Source organism: Variovorax ginsengisoli (assembly GCF_030486595.1).
Classification (GTDB): domain Bacteria; phylum Pseudomonadota; class Gammaproteobacteria; order Burkholderiales; family Burkholderiaceae_C; genus Variovorax; species Variovorax ginsengisoli_B.
Map to the genome: position 1 here is coordinate 289,966 of NZ_JAUJZH010000004.1, position 20,218 is coordinate 310,183.

The 20,218-nt window shown below is 67.8% G+C and carries 25 protein-coding genes; 5 read left to right on the forward strand and 20 right to left on the reverse strand.

What is annotated here, in order from left to right:
• Nucleotides 1–3 precede the first annotated feature (3 nt).
• Nucleotides 4–531 (reverse strand): hypothetical protein, encoded by a 528-nt coding sequence (locus QZH52_RS08280; RefSeq protein ID WP_301806525.1) that lies wholly within the window; start codon nt 529–531, stop codon nt 4–6.
• Nucleotides 532–599: 68 nt separating this feature from the next.
• Between QZH52_RS08280 and QZH52_RS08285 the strand changes: the two genes are divergently transcribed.
• Nucleotides 600–1,097, forward strand: coding sequence for a TlpA disulfide reductase family protein (locus tag QZH52_RS08285; RefSeq protein ID WP_286506358.1), 498 nt, complete (start codon nt 600–602; stop codon nt 1,095–1,097).
• A 9-nt stretch (nt 1,098–1,106) separates the two neighbouring features.
• Here the strand turns inward: QZH52_RS08285 and QZH52_RS08290 are convergent, their stop codons facing one another.
• Complete coding sequence (locus QZH52_RS08290) at nt 1,107–1,553, reverse strand: c-type cytochrome (protein WP_301806529.1); 447 nt, start codon at nt 1,551–1,553, stop codon at nt 1,107–1,109.
• A gap of 142 nt (nt 1,554–1,695) precedes the next feature.
• Between QZH52_RS08290 and QZH52_RS08295 the strand changes: the two genes are divergently transcribed.
• Complete coding sequence (locus QZH52_RS08295; protein ID WP_301806532.1) at nt 1,696–2,409, forward strand: cytochrome b/b6 domain-containing protein; 714 nt, start codon at nt 1,696–1,698, stop codon at nt 2,407–2,409.
• A 7-nt stretch (nt 2,410–2,416) separates the two neighbouring features.
• On the forward strand, nt 2,417–2,998 hold the full coding sequence (locus tag QZH52_RS08300; RefSeq protein ID WP_301806535.1) for a GNAT family N-acetyltransferase: 582 nt from the start codon (nt 2,417–2,419) through the stop codon (nt 2,996–2,998).
• Here the strand turns inward: QZH52_RS08300 and QZH52_RS08305 are convergent.
• The 14 genes from QZH52_RS08305 to QZH52_RS08370 all read right to left on the reverse strand — a co-directional run bounded on the left by QZH52_RS08305 (nt 2,995) and on the right by QZH52_RS08370 (nt 11,835).
• Nucleotides 2,995–3,501: a peroxiredoxin gene (locus QZH52_RS08305; protein WP_286534990.1), complete on the reverse strand. Its 507-nt coding sequence runs from the start codon at nt 3,499–3,501 to the stop codon at nt 2,995–2,997. The two genes, QZH52_RS08300 and QZH52_RS08305, sit on opposite strands and share 4 nt — an antisense overlap.
• A 164-nt stretch (nt 3,502–3,665) precedes the next feature.
• Entirely contained in the window at nt 3,666–3,935 is a 270-nt protein-coding gene (gene rpsQ, locus QZH52_RS08310; protein ID WP_286521867.1) for a 30S ribosomal protein S17, read from the reverse strand.
• A 9-nt stretch (nt 3,936–3,944) separates the two neighbouring features.
• A complete protein-coding gene (gene rpmC, locus QZH52_RS08315; protein WP_286370948.1) occupies nt 3,945–4,190 on the reverse strand; it encodes a 50S ribosomal protein L29 in 246 nt (81 codons plus the stop codon).
• Nucleotides 4,191–4,204: 14 nt separating this feature from the next.
• A complete protein-coding gene (gene rplP / locus QZH52_RS08320; RefSeq protein WP_028250943.1) occupies nt 4,205–4,621 on the reverse strand; it encodes a 50S ribosomal protein L16 in 417 nt (138 codons plus the stop codon).
• A gap of 28 nt (nt 4,622–4,649) precedes the next feature.
• Nucleotides 4,650–5,576: a 30S ribosomal protein S3 gene (gene rpsC / locus QZH52_RS08325; protein WP_286371178.1), complete on the reverse strand. Its 927-nt coding sequence runs from the start codon at nt 5,574–5,576 to the stop codon at nt 4,650–4,652.
• Between the two features lie 13 nt (nt 5,577–5,589).
• Nucleotides 5,590–5,922, reverse strand: a complete 333-nt coding sequence (gene rplV / locus QZH52_RS08330; protein WP_007838134.1) for a 50S ribosomal protein L22 — start codon at nt 5,920–5,922, stop codon at nt 5,590–5,592.
• 9 nt (nt 5,923–5,931) lie between these two features.
• The gene (rpsS, locus tag QZH52_RS08335) at nt 5,932–6,210 is read right to left on the reverse strand and encodes a 30S ribosomal protein S19 (protein WP_007838132.1); all 279 of its coding nucleotides are present in this window, start codon (nt 6,208–6,210) and stop codon (nt 5,932–5,934) included.
• A gap of 10 nt (nt 6,211–6,220) precedes the next feature.
• Entirely contained in the window at nt 6,221–7,045 is an 825-nt protein-coding gene (gene rplB / locus QZH52_RS08340; RefSeq protein ID WP_286370947.1) for a 50S ribosomal protein L2, read from the reverse strand.
• A gap of 2 nt (nt 7,046–7,047) precedes the next feature.
• On the reverse strand, nt 7,048–7,374 hold the full coding sequence (gene rplW, locus QZH52_RS08345; protein ID WP_286371177.1) for a 50S ribosomal protein L23: 327 nt from the start codon (nt 7,372–7,374) through the stop codon (nt 7,048–7,050).
• A 5-nt stretch (nt 7,375–7,379) separates the two neighbouring features.
• Nucleotides 7,380–8,000, reverse strand: a complete 621-nt coding sequence (rplD, locus tag QZH52_RS08350; protein ID WP_286370946.1) for a 50S ribosomal protein L4 — start codon at nt 7,998–8,000, stop codon at nt 7,380–7,382.
• Nucleotides 8,000–8,680 (reverse strand): 50S ribosomal protein L3, encoded by a 681-nt coding sequence (rplC, locus tag QZH52_RS08355; protein WP_286370945.1) that lies wholly within the window; start codon nt 8,678–8,680, stop codon nt 8,000–8,002. Before rplC ends, rplD begins: the two co-directional genes overlap by 1 nt.
• 217 nt (nt 8,681–8,897) lie before the next feature.
• A complete protein-coding gene (locus QZH52_RS08360) occupies nt 8,898–9,383 on the reverse strand; it encodes a hypothetical protein (RefSeq protein WP_301806661.1) in 486 nt (161 codons plus the stop codon).
• The gene (locus QZH52_RS08365; RefSeq protein WP_301806664.1) at nt 9,380–10,963 is read right to left on the reverse strand and encodes a carboxypeptidase-like regulatory domain-containing protein; all 1,584 of its coding nucleotides are present in this window, start codon (nt 10,961–10,963) and stop codon (nt 9,380–9,382) included. The genes QZH52_RS08360 and QZH52_RS08365 overlap by 4 nt, the downstream gene beginning before the upstream one ends.
• A 146-nt stretch (nt 10,964–11,109) precedes the next feature.
• Nucleotides 11,110–11,835, reverse strand: coding sequence for a response regulator (locus QZH52_RS08370; RefSeq protein ID WP_301806667.1), 726 nt, complete (start codon nt 11,833–11,835; stop codon nt 11,110–11,112).
• A gap of 113 nt (nt 11,836–11,948) precedes the next feature.
• Between QZH52_RS08370 and QZH52_RS08375 the strand changes: the two genes are divergently transcribed.
• Together QZH52_RS08375 and QZH52_RS08380 are read left to right on the forward strand one after the other, a co-directional pair.
• Entirely contained in the window at nt 11,949–13,367 is a 1,419-nt protein-coding gene (locus QZH52_RS08375) for a tetratricopeptide repeat protein (protein WP_301806670.1), read from the forward strand.
• 96 nt (nt 13,368–13,463) lie between these two features.
• A complete protein-coding gene (locus QZH52_RS08380) occupies nt 13,464–14,432 on the forward strand; it encodes a hypothetical protein (RefSeq protein WP_301806672.1) in 969 nt (322 codons plus the stop codon).
• Nucleotides 14,433–14,483: 51 nt separating this feature from the next.
• Here QZH52_RS08380 and QZH52_RS08385 read toward each other — a convergent pair whose 3' ends face one another.
• From QZH52_RS08385 to QZH52_RS08400, 4 genes are all read right to left on the reverse strand, one after another.
• On the reverse strand, nt 14,484–15,905 hold the full coding sequence (locus tag QZH52_RS08385; protein ID WP_301806675.1) for an FAD-binding oxidoreductase: 1,422 nt from the start codon (nt 15,903–15,905) through the stop codon (nt 14,484–14,486).
• Nucleotides 15,906–16,108: 203 nt separating this feature from the next.
• Entirely contained in the window at nt 16,109–19,438 is a 3,330-nt protein-coding gene (locus tag QZH52_RS08390; protein ID WP_301806677.1) for a PAS domain S-box protein, read from the reverse strand.
• Between the two features lie 156 nt (nt 19,439–19,594).
• Nucleotides 19,595–19,909, reverse strand: coding sequence for a 30S ribosomal protein S10 (rpsJ, locus tag QZH52_RS08395; RefSeq protein WP_028250951.1), 315 nt, complete (start codon nt 19,907–19,909; stop codon nt 19,595–19,597).
• 23 nt (nt 19,910–19,932) lie between these two features.
• The coding region (locus QZH52_RS08400) for an EF-Tu C-terminal domain-related protein (protein ID WP_495574033.1) at nt 19,933–20,218 on the reverse strand (286 nt) is incomplete at its 5' end.

Consider the following 20,218-nt stretch of genomic DNA (forward strand, 5'->3'; position numbering starts at 1 on the left):
GGCTCATGGCAGGCGCAAGCCCTCGAAGAAGGTGGCGAGCGCCTCGGTCGACGACGGCCTGCCGAGCACGGTCGCCTGGTAAAGCGAGACGCCGTCCGGGCGCTGTTGGGCGAACCACAGCACGTGCAGCCCGCCGCCCTCGGGCGTGTCGAGCCGCACCGGTGGCGGCGCGGGGGCCGCCCGCGGCAGGTCGGCCGGGCGCTCGGTCGCCGGGGCCCCGGCCAGCTGGCTGCGCGTCGCCGCCCGCCAGGCCCGGGCCCAGCCTTCGGCCTGCGCCGGGCTGCCGGCGACCGCATGGGCCACCGCGAAGGTGGCGCCGCCGGCCTCGCAGCCGGCCATGTCCACCGTGACCGCCTCGACCCCCAGCGGCAGCGCGCGGGTCGCCCGGTCCGGCTTGCAGGGCAGCAACACGATGACACCCTCGCTCCCGATCGGCACTTCGCGCCAATTGAAGGTCGGGTTGCAGCCGGCGAGCGCACTGGCCATGGCCAGTGCCAGGGCGGCGGCGTGGGAACGGGTGGACAGGGGCATCGGGAGATCGATTATCGAACTGCGGCCGATCGGAACTAAAATCCGGCGGCCCGCTCCATCCCTTGCCCATGAAAAAAGTCATATCCGCCGCCGCTGTCGCGCTCGCCCTGGCGGTCGGGGTCGGCGTCTACCTGAACACCGGCGTCTCGGCGGCGCCGGCCTCGACTTTCGTGCTGCTCGACGGCAGCAAGAAGAGCACCGAGGACCTGAAGGGCAAGGTCACGCTGGTCAATTTCTGGGCCACCAGTTGCGTCACCTGCGTCGGCGAGATGCCCAAGGTCATCGCCACCTACGACAAGTACAAGGGGCGCGGCTACGACACGCTGGCGGTCGCCATGAGCTACGACCCCCCAAGCTATGTGGTCAATTTCGCCGAAACGCGCAAGCTGCCGTTCAAGGTCGCGATCGACAACACCGGCGCCGTTGCCAAGGCCTGGGGCGATGTCCAGCTGACGCCCACCACTTACGTGGTCAACAAGCGCGGCGAGATCGTCAAGCGCTATGTCGGCGAACCCGACTTCGCCGAACTCCACAAGCTGATCGAGAAACTGCTCGCCGAAGCGTAGCCGCGGTCTTCAACGGCTGCGGAAAGTGTCGTGGCAGGTCTTGCAGGTCTCGCCGACGCTCGACACCGCGGCTTTGACGGCGTCCAGGTTGCCGGCCTTGGTGGCCGCTGCGAGCTTTTCCGTCTCGGCCATCAGGCGCTCGTTGAGTTCCTTGAACTTGGCCTGTTCCTTCCAGATGTCGGGTTTGGCCTTGCCGCCCTCGGTGCCCGGCCCGAAACCGGCCCAGGGCAGCTTCGAGATCATCGCCACCACCTCCGCATTGGCGGTCGCGGCCGCCGCGTCATAGGGGACCCGACCGCTCGCCATCGCCGCAACCCGGCCCAAGTGCTGGTTCTGGATGAACATCGCGCTCTGGCGGTACTTGACCGCATCCTCGGGCTTGGCGAACTGCGCAGAGGCCGGCAGCGCCAGCGCGAAAGAGGCGGCCGCCAGGGCCAGCAGGGCTGAATTCTTCATTCGTGGGTCCTTCTTCTGGGGCGCGGGCGATGCCGCCGGGCCAGTTTAGGGATTTGCCGCCGCATACGACTAGAGACAACCCGCAGGTCGCGGAACCCCGGAAGTTTGCTAATCTGCGCCTCCAGCCGCTTCTTTCCGACCGATGACCGCTTCCATCCCGGCCCAGGCGCAGCGCCCGGGGCTGGACGCCACTCCCGCCGCGCAGACCCGCATCTGGGACCTCCCGACGCGCGTGTTCCACTGGGTGCTGGCGGTGGCCGTGATCGCCCAGATCGCGACCGGCTTCGGCGGCGCCATGGAATGGCATTTCCGGATCGGCTACGTGCTGCTGGCGCTGCTGCTGTTTCGCATCGCCTGGGGCTTCGTGGGCGGGCGCTGGTCGCGCTTCTCATCCTTTCTCTATTCGCCGCGCTCGCTGCGCGACTACCTGCGAGGGCGGGCCCCTCCCGACCACCTGGTCGGCCATTCGCCGCTCGGCGCGCTGTCGGTGTTCGCCCTGCTTCTGCTGCTGGTGGTCCAGGTCGCGACCGGGCTGGTCGCCGACGACGAGATCGCCGCCTCCGGGCCGCTGGCGCAATTCGTTCCCGGCGCCATCGTCAGCGCAGCGACCTATTGGCATGCAATGATCGGCAAGTGGATCGTGATCGGCCTGGCCAGCCTCCATGTGCTGGCGGTGCTGTTCTACGTGGGCGTCCGGCGCCAGCGGCTGGTGCGGCCGATGATCACCGGCGACAAGCGGCTCCCGGAGGGCGGCACGGCGCCGAGCCGCGACGACGCCGCCTCGCGCCTGCTGGCGATGGCCGTGTTCGCGGCCTGTGCCGCTTTCGCGACCTGGATTGCGTCGCTGCGTCCATGAACCGCCAATGAGCCATTCCCTGTCGCGTCCGCTGCCCCTGGCAGACACGCCGGAAATCGTCATGATCACGCCGGACGAGCCGCACGAGCTGGACGCCGTGCGCGCGATCTTCCGGGACTATGCCGATTCGCTCGGCATCGATCTCGGCTTCCAGAATTTCGACCAGGAACTGGCCAGCCTGCCGGGAGAGTACGCGGAGCCGCGCGGTGCCTTGCTGCTGGCGGTGGTCGACGTCGGCGAAGTGGCGGTGCCGGTCGATGCCGAGCCGCTGGCGAGGACGCAGGGCCAGCTGGCGCACGTGGCCGGCTGCTGTGCGCTGCGGCCGCTCGACACGGCCGACTATCCCAATGCCGCCGAGATGAAGCGGCTCTATGTCCGGCCTCAGTTCAGGGGCGTGGGGCTCGGCCGCCAGCTCGCCGAGGCCATCCTGGATGCCGCCCGCGGCGCCGGCTATGCCTGCGTGCTGCTCGACACCCTGGACGACATGGAATCGGCCCGGGCCCTCTACGAGGACCTGGGATTCTCCGAAGTGCCGCCCTACTATCACAACCCCATCGCGGGGTCGCACTACCTCAAGGTGGATCTTTAGCCCTTGGCCTGGGCCAGCAGGGTGTCGGCGTCGCTGACTTCGAACTTGCCCGGGCCTTCGACGTTGAGGGTCGCGACCTTGCCGTCCTTGACCAGCATCGAATAGCGGTTGCTGCGCACGCCCATGCCGCGCGACGTCAGGTCGAGCGTGAGGCCGGTGGCGGTCGCGAAGGCCGCGCTGCCGTCGGCCAGCATGCGGACCTTGGTGCCGGTGTTCTGGTCGCGCGCCCAGGCGCCCATCACGAAGGCGTCGTTGACGCTCACGCACCAGATCTCGTCGACGCCGGCGGCCTTGAAGTCATCGTAGTGTTGCACGTAGCCCGGCACGTGCTTGGCCGAACAGGTGGGCGTGAAGGCGCCGGGCAGCGCGAACAGGGCTATGGTCTTGCCCGCGGCCGCCTTGGTGACGTCGACCGGGTTCGGTCCGATGCTGCAGCCCTCGCCTTCCACCTCGGAATACTCCTGCAGGGTGGCCGAAGGAAGGGAATCGCCGACTTTGATCATGTGTGTGCTCCAGAAAAAGAAAAACGGCCCACATTGTGGGCCGCTTTCGGGTTGGACGTCTGCCGCGGGGCTCAGGCCGGCGCCGGGCCGCTCCCAAGGCGGCCTGCGGCCCCCTCGGGGGGGCAGCGAACCACACGCAGTGGGGAGCGTGGGGGCTACTACATTCAGACCAGAACGGCCTTCTGCACCAGGCGGGTCACGACCCAGTTCTTCGACTTCGAGATCGGCCGGCTTTCGGTGATCTCGATGGTGTCGCCCAGCTTGTACTCGCCCTTTTCGTCATGGGCGTGGTACTTGCTGGTCTTGGCCACGATCTTGCCGTAGAGCTCGTGCTTGACACGACGCTCGACCAGCACGGTCACGGTCTTCTGGCGCTTGTCGCTGACCACCTTGCCGATCAAGGTGCGCTTGAGGGATTTTTTAGCTTCCGTCATGGTCACTCCTTACTTGGCGGCTTCTTGCTGCTTCTGAGCAAGAATGGTCTTGGCGCGCGCGATGTCGCGGCGGGTGACGCGCAGCGTCGAGGTGTTCGACAGCTGCTGCGTGGCCTTCTGCATGCGCAGGCCGAAATGGGCCTTCTGCAGGTCCTTGATTTCGGTTTGCAGGCCGGCGACGTCCTTGTCGCGAAGCACTGCGGCCTTCGAAGTCTTGGCCGGAGCCGCGACTTCCTTCTTTTTACGTGTTGCCATGGTGTTGTCCTCGATCAGGCGCCGAGCTGGCGTGCGACGAAGGTCGTGCGCAGCGGCAGTTTGGCAGCGGCCAGACGGAAGGCCTCGCGAGCGAGTTCTTCGGGCACGCCGACGATCTCGTAGATCACCTTGCCAGGCTGGATTTCGGCGACGTAGTACTCGGGGTTGCCCTTGCCGTTACCCATCCGCACTTCTGCGGGCTTGTGGGAGATCGGCTTGTCGGGGAACACACGAATCCAGATGCGGCCACCGCGCTTGACGTGGCGCGAGATCGCGCGACGTGCGGCTTCGATCTGGCGGGCCGTCAGGCGGCCGCGGTCGATCGACTTCAGGCCGAAGTCACCGAACGACACTGCGTTGCCGCGCGTCGCGATGCCGGTGTTGCGGCCCTTTTGTTCCTTGCGGAACTTTCTGCGTGCAGGTTGCAGCATTTTTGTTACTCCGTAGTTCTAAGACCGATCACTCGGTCTTGGCACCGTCAGCTGCTGCAGCTGGCGCGGCTTTGCGTACGCGCTTAACGGCGGGTTTCGAGTCTGCACCCGGTTGAGCCGGAGCTCCACCAGTGGCTTCTGCGGGCTTGTCGCTGCCATCGGCCGGCGCGGTGTTGCCACCGATCGGGCCACGGGCACCGGCGCGCGGGCCAGGACCGCGACGGTCCGAACCCGGACGGTCGCCACCCGGGCGGCCATCGCGACGCGGACCGCGGGGGCGGCGCTCGTCGTCGGGACGCGGCGTTTCGACGGCCGGCAGGTCGTTGCGACCCAGCGTGTCGCCCTTGTAGACCCAGACCTTGACGCCGATGACGCCGTAGGTGGTCTTGGCTTCCGAGGTGCCGTAGTCGATGTCGGCGCGCAGCGTGTGAAGCGGCACGCGACCTTCGCGGTACCACTCGCAACGAGCGATTTCGATGCCGTTCAGGCGGCCCGACGACATGATCTTGATGCCGAGGGCACCCAGGCGCATGGCGTTCTGCATGGCGCGCTTCATGGCACGGCGGAACATGATCCGCTTTTCGAGCTGCTGCGTGATGCTGTCGGCGATCAGCTGGGCATCGATTTCGGGCTTGCGCACTTCTTCGATGTTGACCGCGACCGGCACGCCGAGCTGGCGGCCGAGTTCACGCTTGAGGTTCTCGATGTCTTCGCCCTTCTTGCCGATCACGACGCCCGGACGTGCCGAGTAGATCGTGATGCGGGCGTTCTTGGCGGGACGCTCGATCAGCACGCGCGAAACCGATGCGTTCTTGAGCTTCTTCTTCAGGTACTCGCGCACCTTGATGTCTTCGGCCAGCATGCCGGCGAAGTCTTTGTTGCTTGCGTACCAGCGGCTGGACCAGTTACGGCTGACCGCGAGGCGGAAGCCGGTAGGGTGGATTTTCTGTCCCATATTTCTTCCAGCCTTAATTGCCAACCGTCACGTACACATGGCACGTGGGCTTGCTGATGCGATTGCCGCGACCCTTGGCGCGCGCGGTGAAGCGCTTGAGCGTGGCGCCTTGCTCGACGTAGATGGTCTTGACCTTCAGTTCGTCGATGTCGGCACCGTCGTTGTGCTCGGCGTTGGCGATCGCCGACTCGAGCACCTTCTTGATGATCACAGCGGCCTTCTTCTGCGTGAACTGCAGAACGTTGAGCGCTTGATCGACCTTCTTGCCGCGGATCAGGTCAGCGACCAGACGGCCCTTGTCGACCGAGAGGCGGACGCCGCGGAGGACTGCACGTGTTTCAGACATGGTCGTTCCTTACTTCTTCTGGACTTTCTTGTCCGCGGGGTGCCCCTTGAACGTGCGCGTGAGCGCAAATTCGCCGAGCTTGTGGCCGACCATCTGGTCGGTGATGTACACGGGCACGTGCTGCTTGCCGTTGTGCACGGCAATGGTCAGGCCGATGAACTCGGGCAGGACCATCGAGCGACGCGACCAGGTCTTGATCGGCTTCTTGTCCTTGGTCGTCACGGCCTTGTCGGCCTTGGCCACGAGGTGGTGGTCGACGAACGGACCCTTTTTGAGAGAGCGAGTCATGTGCTAACCCTTACTTCTTGCGACGCGACACGATGAAGACTTGCGTGCGCTTGTTGTTACGGGTGCGATAACCCTTGGTCAGATTGCCCCATGGGTCGACAGGATGACGGCCTTCGCCGGTCTTGCCTTCGCCGCCACCGTGCGGGTGGTCGACCGGGTTCATCACCACGCCGCGAACGGTCGGGCGGATACCCATCCAGCGCTTCACACCGGCCTTGCCGAGCTGGCGCAGGCTGTGTTCTTCGTTGGCGACTTCACCGATGGTGGCGCGGCATTCGACGTGCACGCGGCGCACTTCACCCGAGCGCATGCGGACTTGGGCGTAGACGCCTTCGCGGGCCAGCAGCGTTGCGGAGGTACCAGCCGAGCGAGCGATCTGCGCGCCCTTGCCGGGTTGCAGTTCGATGCAGTGGATGGTCGAGCCGACCGGGATGTTGCGGATCGGCAGCGTGTTGCCGGCGCGGATCGGGGCTTCCGAACCGCTCAGCAGCGTTGCACCGGCTTCAAGACCGCGCGGGGCGATGATGTAGCGGCGTTCGCCGTCGGCGTAGCACACGAGCGCGATGTGGGCGGTGCGGTTCGGGTCGTACTCGATGCGTTCGACCTTGGCCGGGATGCCGTCCTTGTTGCGCACGAAGTCCACCACGCGGTAGTGGTGCTTGTGGCCACCACCCTTGTGACGGGTCGTGATGTGACCGTTGTTGTTGCGGCCGGCCTTCTGGAATTGCGGTTCCAGCAGGGGGGCGTGAGGAGCACCCTTGTACAGGTGGTCCCGCGAGATCTTCACCGCGCCGCGTTGGCCCGGCGAAGTGGGTTTCATCTTGATGACGGCCATGATTAAGCGCCTTCCCCGACGAGGTTGAGCTCTTGACCAGCCTTCAGCGTGACATAGGCCTTGCGAACGTTGTCGCGGCGACCCATGGACTTGCCGAAGCGCTTGGACTTGCCCTTGGTATTGAGCACCGACACGCCCTTGACTTCGACCTTGAACATCAGTTCAACAGCGGCCTTGATCTCAGGCTTGGTGGCGTCCTGCAGCACCTTGAAGGTGACGGCGTTGGACTTCTCGCCGACCATCGTGGCCTTTTCGGACACGACCGGGGCGACCAGCACGTTCATCAGGCGACCTTCGTCGAACTGACGCTGCTTGGGCGTAGGGTTCATGCGGCTCATGCGAACATCTCCTTGAGCTTGTCGACCGCACCCTTGGTGACCAGCACCTTCTTGTAGTGGACCAGCGACACCGGATCGGCGTAGCGCGGCTCGACCACGAGCACGTTGACGAGATTGCGCGAGGCCAGGTACAGGTTCTCGTCGACTTCTTCGGCGATCACGAGCACGGACTCGAGGTTCATCGCCTTGAACTTGGCGGCCAGCGCCTTGGTCTTGGGCGAATCGACGGTCAACGAATCGACCACGGCCAGACGGCCTTCGCGAGCGAGCTGCGAGAAGATCGACGCCATGCCGGCGCGGTACATCTTCTTGTTGATCTTCTGCGAGAAGTTTTCGTCAGGCATGTTCGGGAAGATCCGGCCACCCCCGCGCCACAGCGGCGAGGACGTCATACCGGCACGGGCGCGGCCCGTTCCCTTTTGCTTGAAAGGCTTCTTGGTCGAGTGCTTGACCTGCTCGCGGTCCTTCTGGGCGCGCGTGCCTTGGCGGGCGTTGGCCTGGAATGCGACGACGATCTGGTGGACCAGGTCTTCGTTGTAGTCACGGCCGAACACGGTCTCGGGGGCGTCGTACTTCGACGCGGCCTGGCCTTGTTCGTTCAGGAGTTCGAGTTCCATTACTTGGCTCCTTCAGCGGCTTGCGGCTTGGCCTTGACGGCCGGACGCACGGTGACGAAGCCACCCTTCGAGCCGGGGATCGCGCCCTTGATCAGGAGCAGCTGACGTGCTTCGTCGATGCGGATCACGTCGAGGTTCTGGGTCGTCACGGTGACGTCGCCGAGGTGGCCCGTCATGCGCTTGCCGGGGAACACGCGACCGGGATCCTGCGCCATGCCGATCGAGCCGGGGACATTGTGCGAACGGCTGTTACCGTGCGATGCCCGCTGCGACGACATGTTGTGGCGCTTGATCGTGCCAGCGTAGCCCTTGCCGATCGAGGTGCCTTGCACGTCGACCTTCTGGCCCACCGCGAACACGCTGGCCGCGGCGATGACGCCACCGGCCTTGTGCTGACCGGCCGTATCGGCGGTCACGCGGAATTCCTGGATGATTTCACCGGCTTCGACACCCGCCTTGGCGAGGTGGCCTGCTGCCGGCTTGGTCACGCGCGATGCTTTGCGCGAACCGAACGTCACTTGCAGGGCGACGTAGCCATCGGTCTCTTGGGTTTTGATCTGGGTCACGCGGTTGTTGGACACATCCACCACCGTGACAGGAACTGCGTCCCCGTCATCGGTGAAGAGACGCATCATCCCCACCTTGCGGCCCAGCAACCCGAGGGAGTTGCTCAGACTCATTTGTTTTCTCCAAAAATGGAAGTCCTCTTCCGCCGCTGCCACTTCAATTGGCGACAGCGTTGGGCCGGCGACGAACGTTGGCCCACGAAAGAGGGTTGGTAAAGTTTCTGCACTCTGCTCCAACAAGCGCCAAGAAGACGCAAGTTAGGCAGAGCCGAAGATTATAGCCCGCGAACGGGAGAGGACGCAAGAGGGGCCGGCGCAGGCCCCAGGCGCCCTACTTCACCTGCATCGGCAGGATCTTTTCGCCGTCGGTCGACTGCTTGAGCGCCCCGCTGGCCGGCATGGTGGCCGACGGCTTGCCCACGGACACCGGGATCGACGTGGCGCTGGTCGCACCGCCCTGGGTCGTGAAGACGTTCAGGTAACCGATGCCAGTGGCGGCCGGCAACACCTCGACGGTCCAGGTGGTGGCCTGCCCCGCCGGCAGGCTGCGGGTGGTTTCGATGCCTGCGAGCGCCAGGCCGCCCTCGGTCGCGATCCGGACCGTGGCGCCAGCGGCGGCGATGCCGTCGAAGCCGAGCACCACCGCCACCGGACGGCCGGCCTCGGGCGTGCCGTCGACCCGGTACTGGACCTGGACGCCGGATCCGTTGGACTTCATCGGCGCGGTGGTCATGGCCTTGCCGGCCGGACCGGCCGCGCTCGCGGCCAAAGGCAGGGCCAGCGCCAGGGCGCAGGCCAGGGCCGCTGCGGTTTTCACTGGATGCTGACGTTGAAACATGTGTTGGCCGAGGAGTTGTTGTAGTCGTTGATCACCAGAACGTTGTCGCCGGCCGGCAGGCTGACCGACTTGGTCTCGCTGGCGCCGAATCCCTGGCTTTCGTCGACCTGGCGCCCGGCGTAGACCGCGAAATCCGGATCGGCAGCGGCCGGACCGGAGACCGTGATCGTGTGGGTTCCGGCGCTCGGCAATGAAAAGCGCAGGTAGACGTAGCTGCCGAGCTTGTTGCCGGTGCCCGCGGCGTTGGTGACGCAGGCCGGGGTCGAGCCGCCGACGGTGGCCGGCCGGTACATCGGCAGCACGCCGGCGACAGCGCCATCGTTCGTTTCGTTGACGCCGAAGGGATCGTTCGCGGCGGCGCTGATCTGCTCGCCGGACAGCAGGCCGGTCAGCACCGAGACGCTGCCCGGGGCCGCGAGCCCGAAGGCGGCAGTGAACGGATGGATCGAGGTGACGGCCACGCCGTTCTTGAACGCCGCGCTGGTCAGCGTGTCGTTGATCGGCTTGAAGCCGACCTGGCTGTTCAGGCGCCAGAGGATCGAATGAACGGAGGCTTCGCGGAACCACCCGGGGCCGGCGACACCGCTGGCCGTCAGGTCGATGTTGGCGCCCTGCCCCTGGCCCTGGCCGACCGCATCGGTGTAGTTGTTGCGCGCCAGCGCGATGCCCGACCAGGCGTTGCCCCACCCTTCGGAGAAGGCCGCACGCCGGTCGAGCTTGTCGGTCAGGGCATGGCTGCCGCCCGGCGAGTCGTCGCGGCTGAAGGCCGACTGGTAGTAGTGCCCCCATTCATGGGCGATGACCGAGGCGTCGTATTCGTCGGTATCGACGTTTTCCTTGCCCAGCACGTAGATGGCCCGGGCGCCGTTGCTCATCGTGAACGAGGTGGTGCCGATCTGCCCGAGTGCAGGATTGCCGACCGCCGGCACGTTGTTGGCACTCCAGTAGAGCTTCAGCGCCGGAAAGGAGGTGGCGGGCGCGACCGACAGCATCTTGGCCTGCGCCGCGTAGACGGTGTCGAGCACCGCGAACGGCGCGGCCACCCGGGTCGAGGCATAGCGGCTGCCGTCCCAGCCGGACGGCGCCTGGACGTCACGCGTGATGGCCGCGGTGCCAGTGGAGAACGCCGGCGTCTCGAGCGCGAAGATGGCATCGGACTGCGTGTTGTCGCGCACCGTCACATCCCAGGTGGCGCCCGACCCGCCCTGGGTCATCTGCGCCTTGATGCGGACCAGCACCTGGATGCTTGCGGGCAGGCTGACCGAATAGGCGCCGTTGGCATCGGTCGTCGCAGTCGCGATCACCGCCGCGGAGGCGCCGTTGACGATCTCGACGCTGGCGCCGCGGATCGGCTTGGGCGCAGCCTGACCATAGGCCAACGCCCCATTGGGGTTGGGAATCGACACATAGGTCGCCGTGCCGCTCAGCGTGACCGTGCTCGCGGCTGGAAACCCGACGAAGCCTCCTCCGCCACCCCCACCACCACCACCACCACCGCAGGCCGCGAGCATCGCCACCGCCATCACTGCCACGCTTCGCCTTGCCCACACTGCCTGCATTCGGAACTCCCTGATGGAATTTTCGACTGATCTTCCATCAATATCCGAAAATTCCTAATTCACATTCCTCCTGATCCTATCAAATTTCAGCCTTTTCTGGTTTTTTAGACACTTTTCGACACTTTTTCACTCAAATTCTTTGTTCGCTAGCCGTCCGGCACGAACATGTAGCCGGCGTTGCGCACCGTGCGGATGCAGCGCGGCTCGCCGGCCGGCTCGGGTTCGACCTTGCGGCGCAGGCGTCCGATGCGGATATCGATCGAGCGATCGAATGGCTCCCACTCGCGGTTGCGCGTGTGCATCAGCAACTGGTCGCGCGACAGCACGCGGTTCGGATTGGCGAGAAACACCCGAAGCAGTTCGTACTCCATCGCGGTCATGGCCACTTCCGCGCCGTCGGACTCGAACAGGCGGCGGGCGTCGATGTCGAGCTCGCAGCGGCCGAAACGCTGCCGCGCCCCCTTGGGCGCTGCCGGCGGCGGGGCTTCCGCCGGGGGCTTGGCCTGCAGCCGGCGCAACACGCTCTTCACCCGCGCCAGCAGCTCGCGCGGATCGAAAGGCTTGGCGATGTAGTCGTCGGCCCCGAGTTCCAGCCCGACCACCCGGTCGATCACGTCACCCGAGGCCGTGACCATGATGATGCCGAGGTCGTAGTGCTCGCGCAGGTACCTGGCCAGGCTGAGGCCGTCCTCGCCCGGCAGGCGGATATCGAGCAGCACGGCGTCGGGCAGCTCGCGCTCGATGCGCTCGCGCATCTCGGCACCGCTGCCGGCCTCGGCGACGCGGAAGGCATGGTCTTCGAGGTACTCGCGCAGCATCGCGCGCACCGACGGATCATCGTCGACGATCAGCAGACGGGCGGTCGCGTCCATGGCGCGATTCTGCGCCGAGGGGTCGCGATTGCACCAGTGGCGCGCTACGCAACGGCTACACGGCAGCACCCGGCGGATGCACGCCCGATACCAGCGGCCCGCAAAGTGGCCCCATGCAACGCACTCCGCACTCCGCCGCCGAGTTCGACGATGCCGCCGCCGCCGCGGCCTGCCGGCAGGCGCTCGAACTGCTGCATGCCGGGCAGGGAAATCCGCAGGCCGTCATCGAACCGGTGCTGCGGGCGCGGCCCGATTTCGCCGCCGCACACTGCCTGCGCGCGGCGGGCCTGGTGATGGCCTCCCGCGAGGACGCGTTGCCGGCGCTCGCCGCCACCTTGCAGACGGCCCGCGCGCACCTGGCGCGGGCCAGCGAGCGCGAACGCGCCCATTTCGCCGCCGCCCAGGCCTGGCTGGACAAGGACATGGCGCGATCGCTGCGCCTGTACGGCGAGATCGCCGCAGCCGACCCGAAAGACACGCTGGCGCTGCGCGTGGCCCATTTCGGAGATCTCCAGTTCGGCCGCACCGAGTGGCTGCGCGCGCGCATCGTCGCGGCCCTGCGGCACTGGCACCCCGACGAGCCCGGCTACGGCCACATGCTGGCGATGTACGCCTTCGGCTTGGCCGAGACGGCCGACCCGGTGTCGGCCGACGCGGTCGGGCGCGAGGCGCTGCGCCTCGAGCCCCGCCAGTGCGGTGCGGTGCACGCCGTGGCGCATGCGCTCGAGATGCAGGGGCGCAGCGCCGACGGCGCCGCCTGGCTCGACCACACGCGCGGCGTCTGGTCCGACAGCCCCGCCTTCGCCACCCACCTGTCCTGGCACGAATCGCTGTTCCGCCTCGACCAGGGCGATCTCGGCGCGGTGCTGGGCATCCTCGACCGCCGGCTGATGGACTGCCGCGATCCGGACACCGCCACCCTGGTCGACAGCTCGGCCCTGTTGTGGCGCCTGCACCTGCGGGGCCAGGACGTGTCGGACCGCTGGCAACGGGTCGCCGACGCCTGGGAGGATCGCGCCAGCACCGGCCTGCGGCCCTTCAACGACGTGCACGCCATGCTCGCCTTCGTCGCCACGCAGCGCTGGGCCAGCGCCCGCCGCCTGCTCGACACGCTGCGCGACTGCGCGCGCAAGGCGCCGGACCTGCGGCGGGCCGTGCATGACGCAGCGTTGCCGGTGTGCGAGGCCTTCATCGCCTTCGGTCGGCAGCGCTATGCGGCCGCCGCACGGCAGCTGCAGGCCCAGCAGCGGCTGGCGCGCGGTTGCGGCGGCAGCCGCGCGCAGTGCGACCTGCTGCACCTGACCTGGCTCGAAGCGGCCCTGCGCAGCCACCAGCCGGCACTGGCGCAGCGCCTGCTCGGCGAGCGCGTCGCCAGCCGGCCGCAAAGCCCCTTCAACGCCCGCCTGCGCGAACGCGTGGCACAGGCGCTGTCGCGGCCGCTCTCGCGGGCCCGCTACACAACGGCGACACAACCGCGATCCGCGGATGCACGGCGGATACCGGCGCCGACCAGACTGCCTGCCATGCCTTGACCCGGCGGCGCCGAAGCGCACCGGGCCGGCATGGCCCCCGGGCCGACACGCGGCAGGGCACCGCCCCGCCATTTCCATCAGCAAAGGAGCATCACCATGTCGACATCCACCCCCACCGACCGCTACGCCAAGGTCATCGAGGTGTCCAAGCGCGTGCGCTGGGACATCGAGCGCGACGTCATTCGCGGCCGCCAGTTCGACTACGCCAGGACCTTCCTGCCGAAGGGCCTGACCCTGGCCGACGAACTGGCGTTCCTGAGCCCGGAGGACGAGCGCCTCATGAGCCAGGTGCAAGGCCGCACCTATGCCTACATCTTCGGCCTGGCCGAACGCTTCATCTCGTCGAAAGTCATCGACCTGAGCCGCGAACATGTCTTCGGCGACCAGGTGGCACTGGAAGCGCTGGTCCGCATGGCCGACGAGGAAATCAAGCACCAGGCGCTGTTCCGCTGCCTGGAGGAGATGATGGCGGCCGACATGCCGGCCGGCTACGTCATGACCGCGCAGCCGAACGCGGTGGCGCAGGCCGTGCTGGGCAAGAGCACCTGGGCCGTGCTGGCACTGACCCTCGACATCGAGCTGTTCACGCTGGCGCACTACCGCGCCAGCATCGAGCCGGATGCCAACCTGTCGCCGCTGTGGAAGGACGTGTTCCTGTTCCACTGGCGCGAGGAGTCGCAGCACGCGATCTTGGACGAGCTCGAGTTCGTCGCCGAGAACGCGCGGCTCGGCGCCGCCGAGCGCGATGCCGCGGTCGACGACCTGATCGCGCTGGTCGGCGCGGTCGACGGCATCCTGCAGGCGCAGGCCACGGCCGACGCGCGCTATTTCTGTGCCATCGCCGGCACGCTCTTCAGCGACGCGCAGCAGGCGCAGATCAACGACACGATCCTGAAGGCCTACCGCTGGCAATACATTGTCTCGGGCGTGATGGCGCCGCGCTTCCAGAAGGTGCTGTTCCCGATGCTCGACGAGGCGCAGGGCGAGCGCATCAAGAGCGCACTGGCACCGCTGGCCTATGCGATGCCGCGGCATCCGGAGATGCCCCTCCCCATGGCCGCCTGAACGCCCTGGCCCGCCACGCCCTGCAACCCCGGGCGTGGCGGGCGGGATGGCTCAGGCCTTGGGCAGGATGTTCTGGTTCTGGCTGAAGAGATTGGTCGGGTCGTAGCGCGCCTTCAGCGCCGCCAGCCGCGCATAGTTCGACCCGTAGGCGCCGGTCGCCACGCGCTGGGCTTCGTCATCCGGCATGAAGTTCACGTACACCCCACCAGTGGCATGCGGCGTCAGCGCATCGAAGAGCCCGCGCGCCCAGTCGATGCACCGGCGGTCGTCGCCGGCATCGCGCCAGCGGGTGTGGACGTTGAGCACGAACTCGGCATCGCGGTGGGGGTAGGCCGTGTCGGCAACAGCCGTCCGGTTGACCTGGCCGCCCAGGTGCCCGATGAAGGCCTCGCATTCTTCGGTCGGCAGCTTGACGATGGCATCGCACAGGATGCGCTCGACGTCGGCGTTCAGCATCTTGAAGTCGTGCGACTTCCAGTAGTTGCGCGCGCCCGGCTGCAGCAGCGGGTCGAAGGCGGTCTGCCAGCCGGCGAAGGGCATCGGTCCCACGTGCTCGCCGACGGGCGTGCCGAAGCTGCGCAAGGTCTGGGCCATGGCCTCGCCCTGGGCAGGCTCCCCGATCCAGCAGAAGGCGACCACGATCACTTCCTTGCCATGCACATCCGCCGGCAGGAAGGGCAGCGGAGGCGCCTTGCGCATCACCATCCAGGCCGTCATGTCGTCGCTGGCCGCGGCGGTGAACTTGCGATAGCCGTCGAACACCTGCCTGGCCTGGGCGAACGGATAGACGATCAGCCCGGCCAGCACCTGCGGGCCGAGCGGATGCAGGCGGTACTCGAACGAGGTGACGACGCCGAAGTTGCCGCCGCCGCCGCGCACGGCCCAGAACAGATCGGGGTTCTGCGTCGCGCTGGCCTGCACCAGCTCGCCGGACGCGAGCACCATGTCGACGGACTGGAGGTTGTCGATGGTCAGCCCGCGCTTGCGGCTCTGCCAGCCGAAGCCGCCGCCGAGCGTGAGCCCGGCCATGCCGGTGGTCGAATTGATGCCGGTCGGCGTGGACAGCCCGAAAGCCTGCGTCTCGCGGTCGAAGTCGGACAACAGCGCGCCGGGCTCCACCCTTGCCATGCGGGCCACCGGGTCGACCCGCACCGATTTCATCGCCGACAGGTCGAGCATCAGCCCGCCATCGCACGCGGCCTTGCCGGCGATGTTGTGGCCGGCGCCCTTGACCGCAAGCAACAGCTTGTTCTCACGCGCGAAGTTCACCGCCTTCATGACGTCGGCGGCGCCCGCGGCGCGCACGATCGCCGCCGGCCGGCGGTCGATCATGGCGTTCCACAGCGAGCGCGCGGCGTCGTAGCCGGCGTCTTGGGGCAACAGGAGGCTGCCGCGCAGCGAGTCGCGCAGCGCTGCGATGGGCGCGTCGGCGATGCCGATCGTGCCGCCTTGGGGGGTTTGAAAGTCGACCATGAAAATGCTCTCCTCGTCGGTGCGGCCGGAACCAGCGTTCGCGCATCGCGCAGCGTCCGGCCGCACTGCCGAAGCGAACATCGCCGTCGTCCGGGCGGAATGCGCGGTGCCACGACGTGCAACTCAGTCTGCGAGGCCGCGGTATTCGCCGCGTGTCGCGGCGCCGCGCCTTTGTATCGGGCCGGTATCCGCCGGCCCTGTCTTCATGCGCCCGAGCAGGGGCCGCGGTGCGCCTTGTCGAGGCACGCCTTCATCAGCGCATGCAGGGCCTGGTTGTCGATCGGCTTGTGCAGCACGCCGCAGACGCCATGGCGCCTGGCCGCCGCTTCGTCGATGCCGTCGGCGTTGCCGGTGTAGAGCAGCACCGGCAGGTGGGGGCGCAGGCCGTTGGCTCGCTGGGCGAGGTGCAGGCCGTCGAGCTGCGGCATGGTCTGGTCGGTGATCAGCAGGTCGAGCGGCTGGCTGCTGTCCTCCAGCCAGGACAGCGCGTCCAGCGGACTGCGCTGCAGCACCACCTCGAGGCCCCAGCCCGACAGCAGTTCGACCATGAAGTCGCCGACCATGACTTCGTCGTCGACCACCATCACCCGCGCGCAGAGCGCCTCCCCCGTCGCCGGGAGGTCCGGCGCGCCGGGCGCGTCCGCCGCCGCGCCGGTGGCGGGCGGCAGCAGCACGCGAAACACCGAGCCGGCGCCCGGCACGGTCTCGACGAGCACGTGGCCGCCATGGTCGTGCACGATGCCGTGCACCATCGCCAGGCCCATGCCCGAGCCGCGGCCGACCTCCTTGCTCGAGGTGAAGGGCTCGAAGATGCGTTCGAGCAGGTCCGGCGCGATGCCCCCGCCGCTGTCGGCGACGCTGACCTCGACCCAGTGGCCGGTGTCGACGTGGGCACGGCACGATGCGCAGGTCCAGGCGCCGCCGCGGCGGCCGAGCCGGACCCGGATCCAGCCCGACCCGGTGATGGCGTCGCGCGCGTTGATGCACAGGTTGAAGAGCACCTGCTCGAGCTGCACCGCATCGGCCGCAACCAGCAGCGCGTCGCCGCCGGCCGCCGGCGGCGTGACGAAGTCCAGCGACACCGAGGCCGGCAGCGTGGCGCGCAGCAGCTGCAGCGTCTGGTCGACCAGCGGGCCCAGGGCCAGGGTGCGGCGCTGGCCGCGCTGGCGCCGCGCGAAGGCCAGCATCTGGGCGATCAGCTCGCGGGCGCGCTGGGCCGCGAGCTGCGCCTGCCCCAGCTGGCGCTGCAGCCGGGCGTCGCCCAGGGTCTCGGCCCGCTCCTGGCCCAGCACCAGGTAGCCGATGACGCTGGTCAGGATGTTGTTGAAGTCGTGCGCGATGCCGCCGGTCAGCTGGCCGATGGCTTCCATCTTCTGGGCCTGGCGCAGCTGGGCCTCGAGGCGCTCTCGTTCGGCCTCGGCGGCCTTGCGCTGCGTGATGTCCCGCGCCGCATAGAGCACGTGCGGCTCGCCCCGGTAGGTCAGCGGCATGCCGCTGACCTCCAGGTAGAAGGGGCTGCCGTCCTTGCGCACGCCCGGCACCTCGAAGCGCACCGGCCGGCCCGCCAGGATATCGGCATGCTGGGCCCGGTGTCGCTGCTGCAGCGCCGGGTCGGGCTGCGTCAGCACCCGGGTCGCGCTCAGCACCTCGTCGCGCGTATAGCCGCTCATCGCCAGGTAGGCCGGATTCACGTCGACCGCGCGGTAGCCGGCATCGCGCACCACCAGCCCGTCGGCGGAGGCGTTGAAGATCGCCCGGTACTGCTCCTCGCTGTTGCGCAGCGCGCGTTCGGCGCGCTTGCTCTGCGTCATGTCGCGCCCGATGTAGAGCACGTGCGGCTCGCCGCGATGCAGCACCGGCACGCCGCGCAGCTCGAGGTCGTAGCGCTCGCCGTCGCGCCGCAGCAGCTCGGTCTCGAGCCGGACCGGCTCGCCGGCCAGCGCCTGATCGTGCAGGGCCCGGATCGTGGCCATGATCTCGGGCGGGTTGGCCAGCACCCGGTCGACACCCAGCACCTCGGACAGCCGGAAGCCGCTCATGCGCTCGTAGGTGGCGTTGGCGTCGACGATGGCGAAGTTGGCGGCGCGCAGCACCAGCGCGTCGGCCGAGGCGTTGAAGATGCCGCGGTACTGCGCCTCGCTGGCACCGAGCGCCGCCAGCGCCTCCTTGCGTTCGGTGATGTCGCGGGTGAAGGCCACGACGTGATGGCGCCCGTCGATCATGGCCGGCTTCAGCCGGACCTCGTCCCAGCGCAGCGCACCGTCGGGGCTGCGCCGATGCCACTCGAAGGGCGGGCAGCGCCCGAGCTTGGCCAGCTGCATGTGGGCCAGCCCCTGCTCGGCCGTATAGGGCGCCTCGCCCGAGCGCAGGTCGGCCAGCGACAGCCGGCACAGTTCGTCGCGGCTGCAGCCGTAGGCCTCGCAGGCCTTCGGGTTGGCGTCGAGGATCTCGCCGCTCGTCCAGTCGAGGATGAAGATCGCGTCCTCGGACGCTTCGAAGATGGCACGGTAGCTGGCCTCCGAGCGCTGCAGCGCCTCGCGGGCGCCCAGCTGCTCGATCTCTGCCGCGGCCCGTCCGGCGAAGATCCGCAGCATCGACTCGATGCGCTCGATGTTGGTCAGCGCATGGCGCGAGACGATGCCGATGGTGCCGAGCGGCCGCCCGTGGGCGTCGTTCAGGGGCAGGCCGGCATAGCCTTCGGCGCCGAGCAGCCGGTCGTCCTGGTCGAGCGCGAACAGCGTGTGCAGGTTCGACGGATAGACGCAGAACCGCTGGCCCAGCACGTGCTCGCACGGGGTGCCCTGGATCGGGTAGCGGTAGCCTTCGCGCACCTCGCCGTCGCTCACCATCGCCAGCATGTGCAAGGTCGTGTCGTCGTCGGACTGGTGGCGGGAGATGAACGCCATCTCGACGTCCAGGATCGTCGCCAGGTAGCGCGCCAGCTCCGCAAAGACCGATCGGCCGCTGGCCGCCGAGACGGCCAGCGCCGCCGCGCGCAGGGCCTCGTCGGCGCTGCTGCGCTCGATCTCGGCGATCAGGCGGCTGGCGAAGATCTTCAGCAGGGCCTCGGCCAACACCGCGTCCTCGATCGGCCGGGGGTCCATCGCCACCAGCAGTCCGAGCGGGCGGCCGTCGCTGTCGTTCAGCGGAAAGGCGGCATACGAATCCATGCCCTTGGCCGCGAACATCGTGCCCGGGGGGAATTCGCGGGCGACGCCGGAGGCGACGAAGCGAAAGGCCCGGCCGACCACCTGGGCGCACGGCGAGCCCTGCAGCGGATAGTCGAAGTTGCGCAGGATCTTTCCGTCGAGCACGGCGGCCAGCGTGCGCAAGGTGCTCCGCGAGCCGTCGGTGAAGACCGCCACGAAGACGGTCGCCACGCCCAGGATCTGCGCCAGTTCCTGGACCAGCGCCGCCATGGTGCCCGGGCCATGGGCGCTGGCCACGGCCCGCGCGGCACGATACATCGCCTCGGCCGCGTCGGTCCACGCGGGGGTGTCGGTGGCGCGATGTCGGCGGTCCGGGGCAGCCATGCCCGCAGTCTAGGCCGCCGCGGGCAGGCGCGCTGCGTCATTGCCTTGGCGATACCGCGCGGTTACATGGCGGATACGCGATCACCCGGCGGGCACCCGAAATGAAAAAGGCCCGCCCACATTGCTGTGGGCGGGCCTTTTTGCAGGGACAGGCTGTTATTGCAGCTTGATCTCGACGTCGACGCCGGCCGGCAGGTCGAGCTTCATCAGCGCGTCCACGGTCTTGTCGGTCGGGTCGACGATGTCCATCAGGCGCTGGTGCGTGCGGATCTCGAACTGGTCGCGGCTGGTCTTGTTGACGTGCGGCGAACGCAGGATGTCGAAACGCTTCATGCGGGTCGGCAGGGGCACGGGACCCTTGACGATCGCGCCGGTGCGCTTGGCGGTATCGACGATCTCGGCGGCCGACTGGTCGATCAGCTTGTAGTCGAACGCCTTCAGGCGGATGCGGATTTTTTGCTTGGTAGCCATGGTGATTCCTTCGCTGCTTCGAATCAGATGTCGAGGATCTTCGCCACGACGCCCGAGCCCACGGTGCGGCCGCCTTCACGGATGGCGAAGCGCAGGCCTTCTTCCATCGCGATCGGGTTGATCAGCTTGACCGTGATCGACACGTTGTCGCCCGGCATGACCATTTCCTTGTCCTTCGGCAGCTCGATCGCGCCCGTGACGTCGGTCGTGCGGAAGTAGAACTGCGGACGGTAGTTGTTGAAGAACGGCGTGTGACGGCCGCCTTCGTCCTTCGACAGAACGTACACCTCGGCGGTGAAGTGCGTGTGC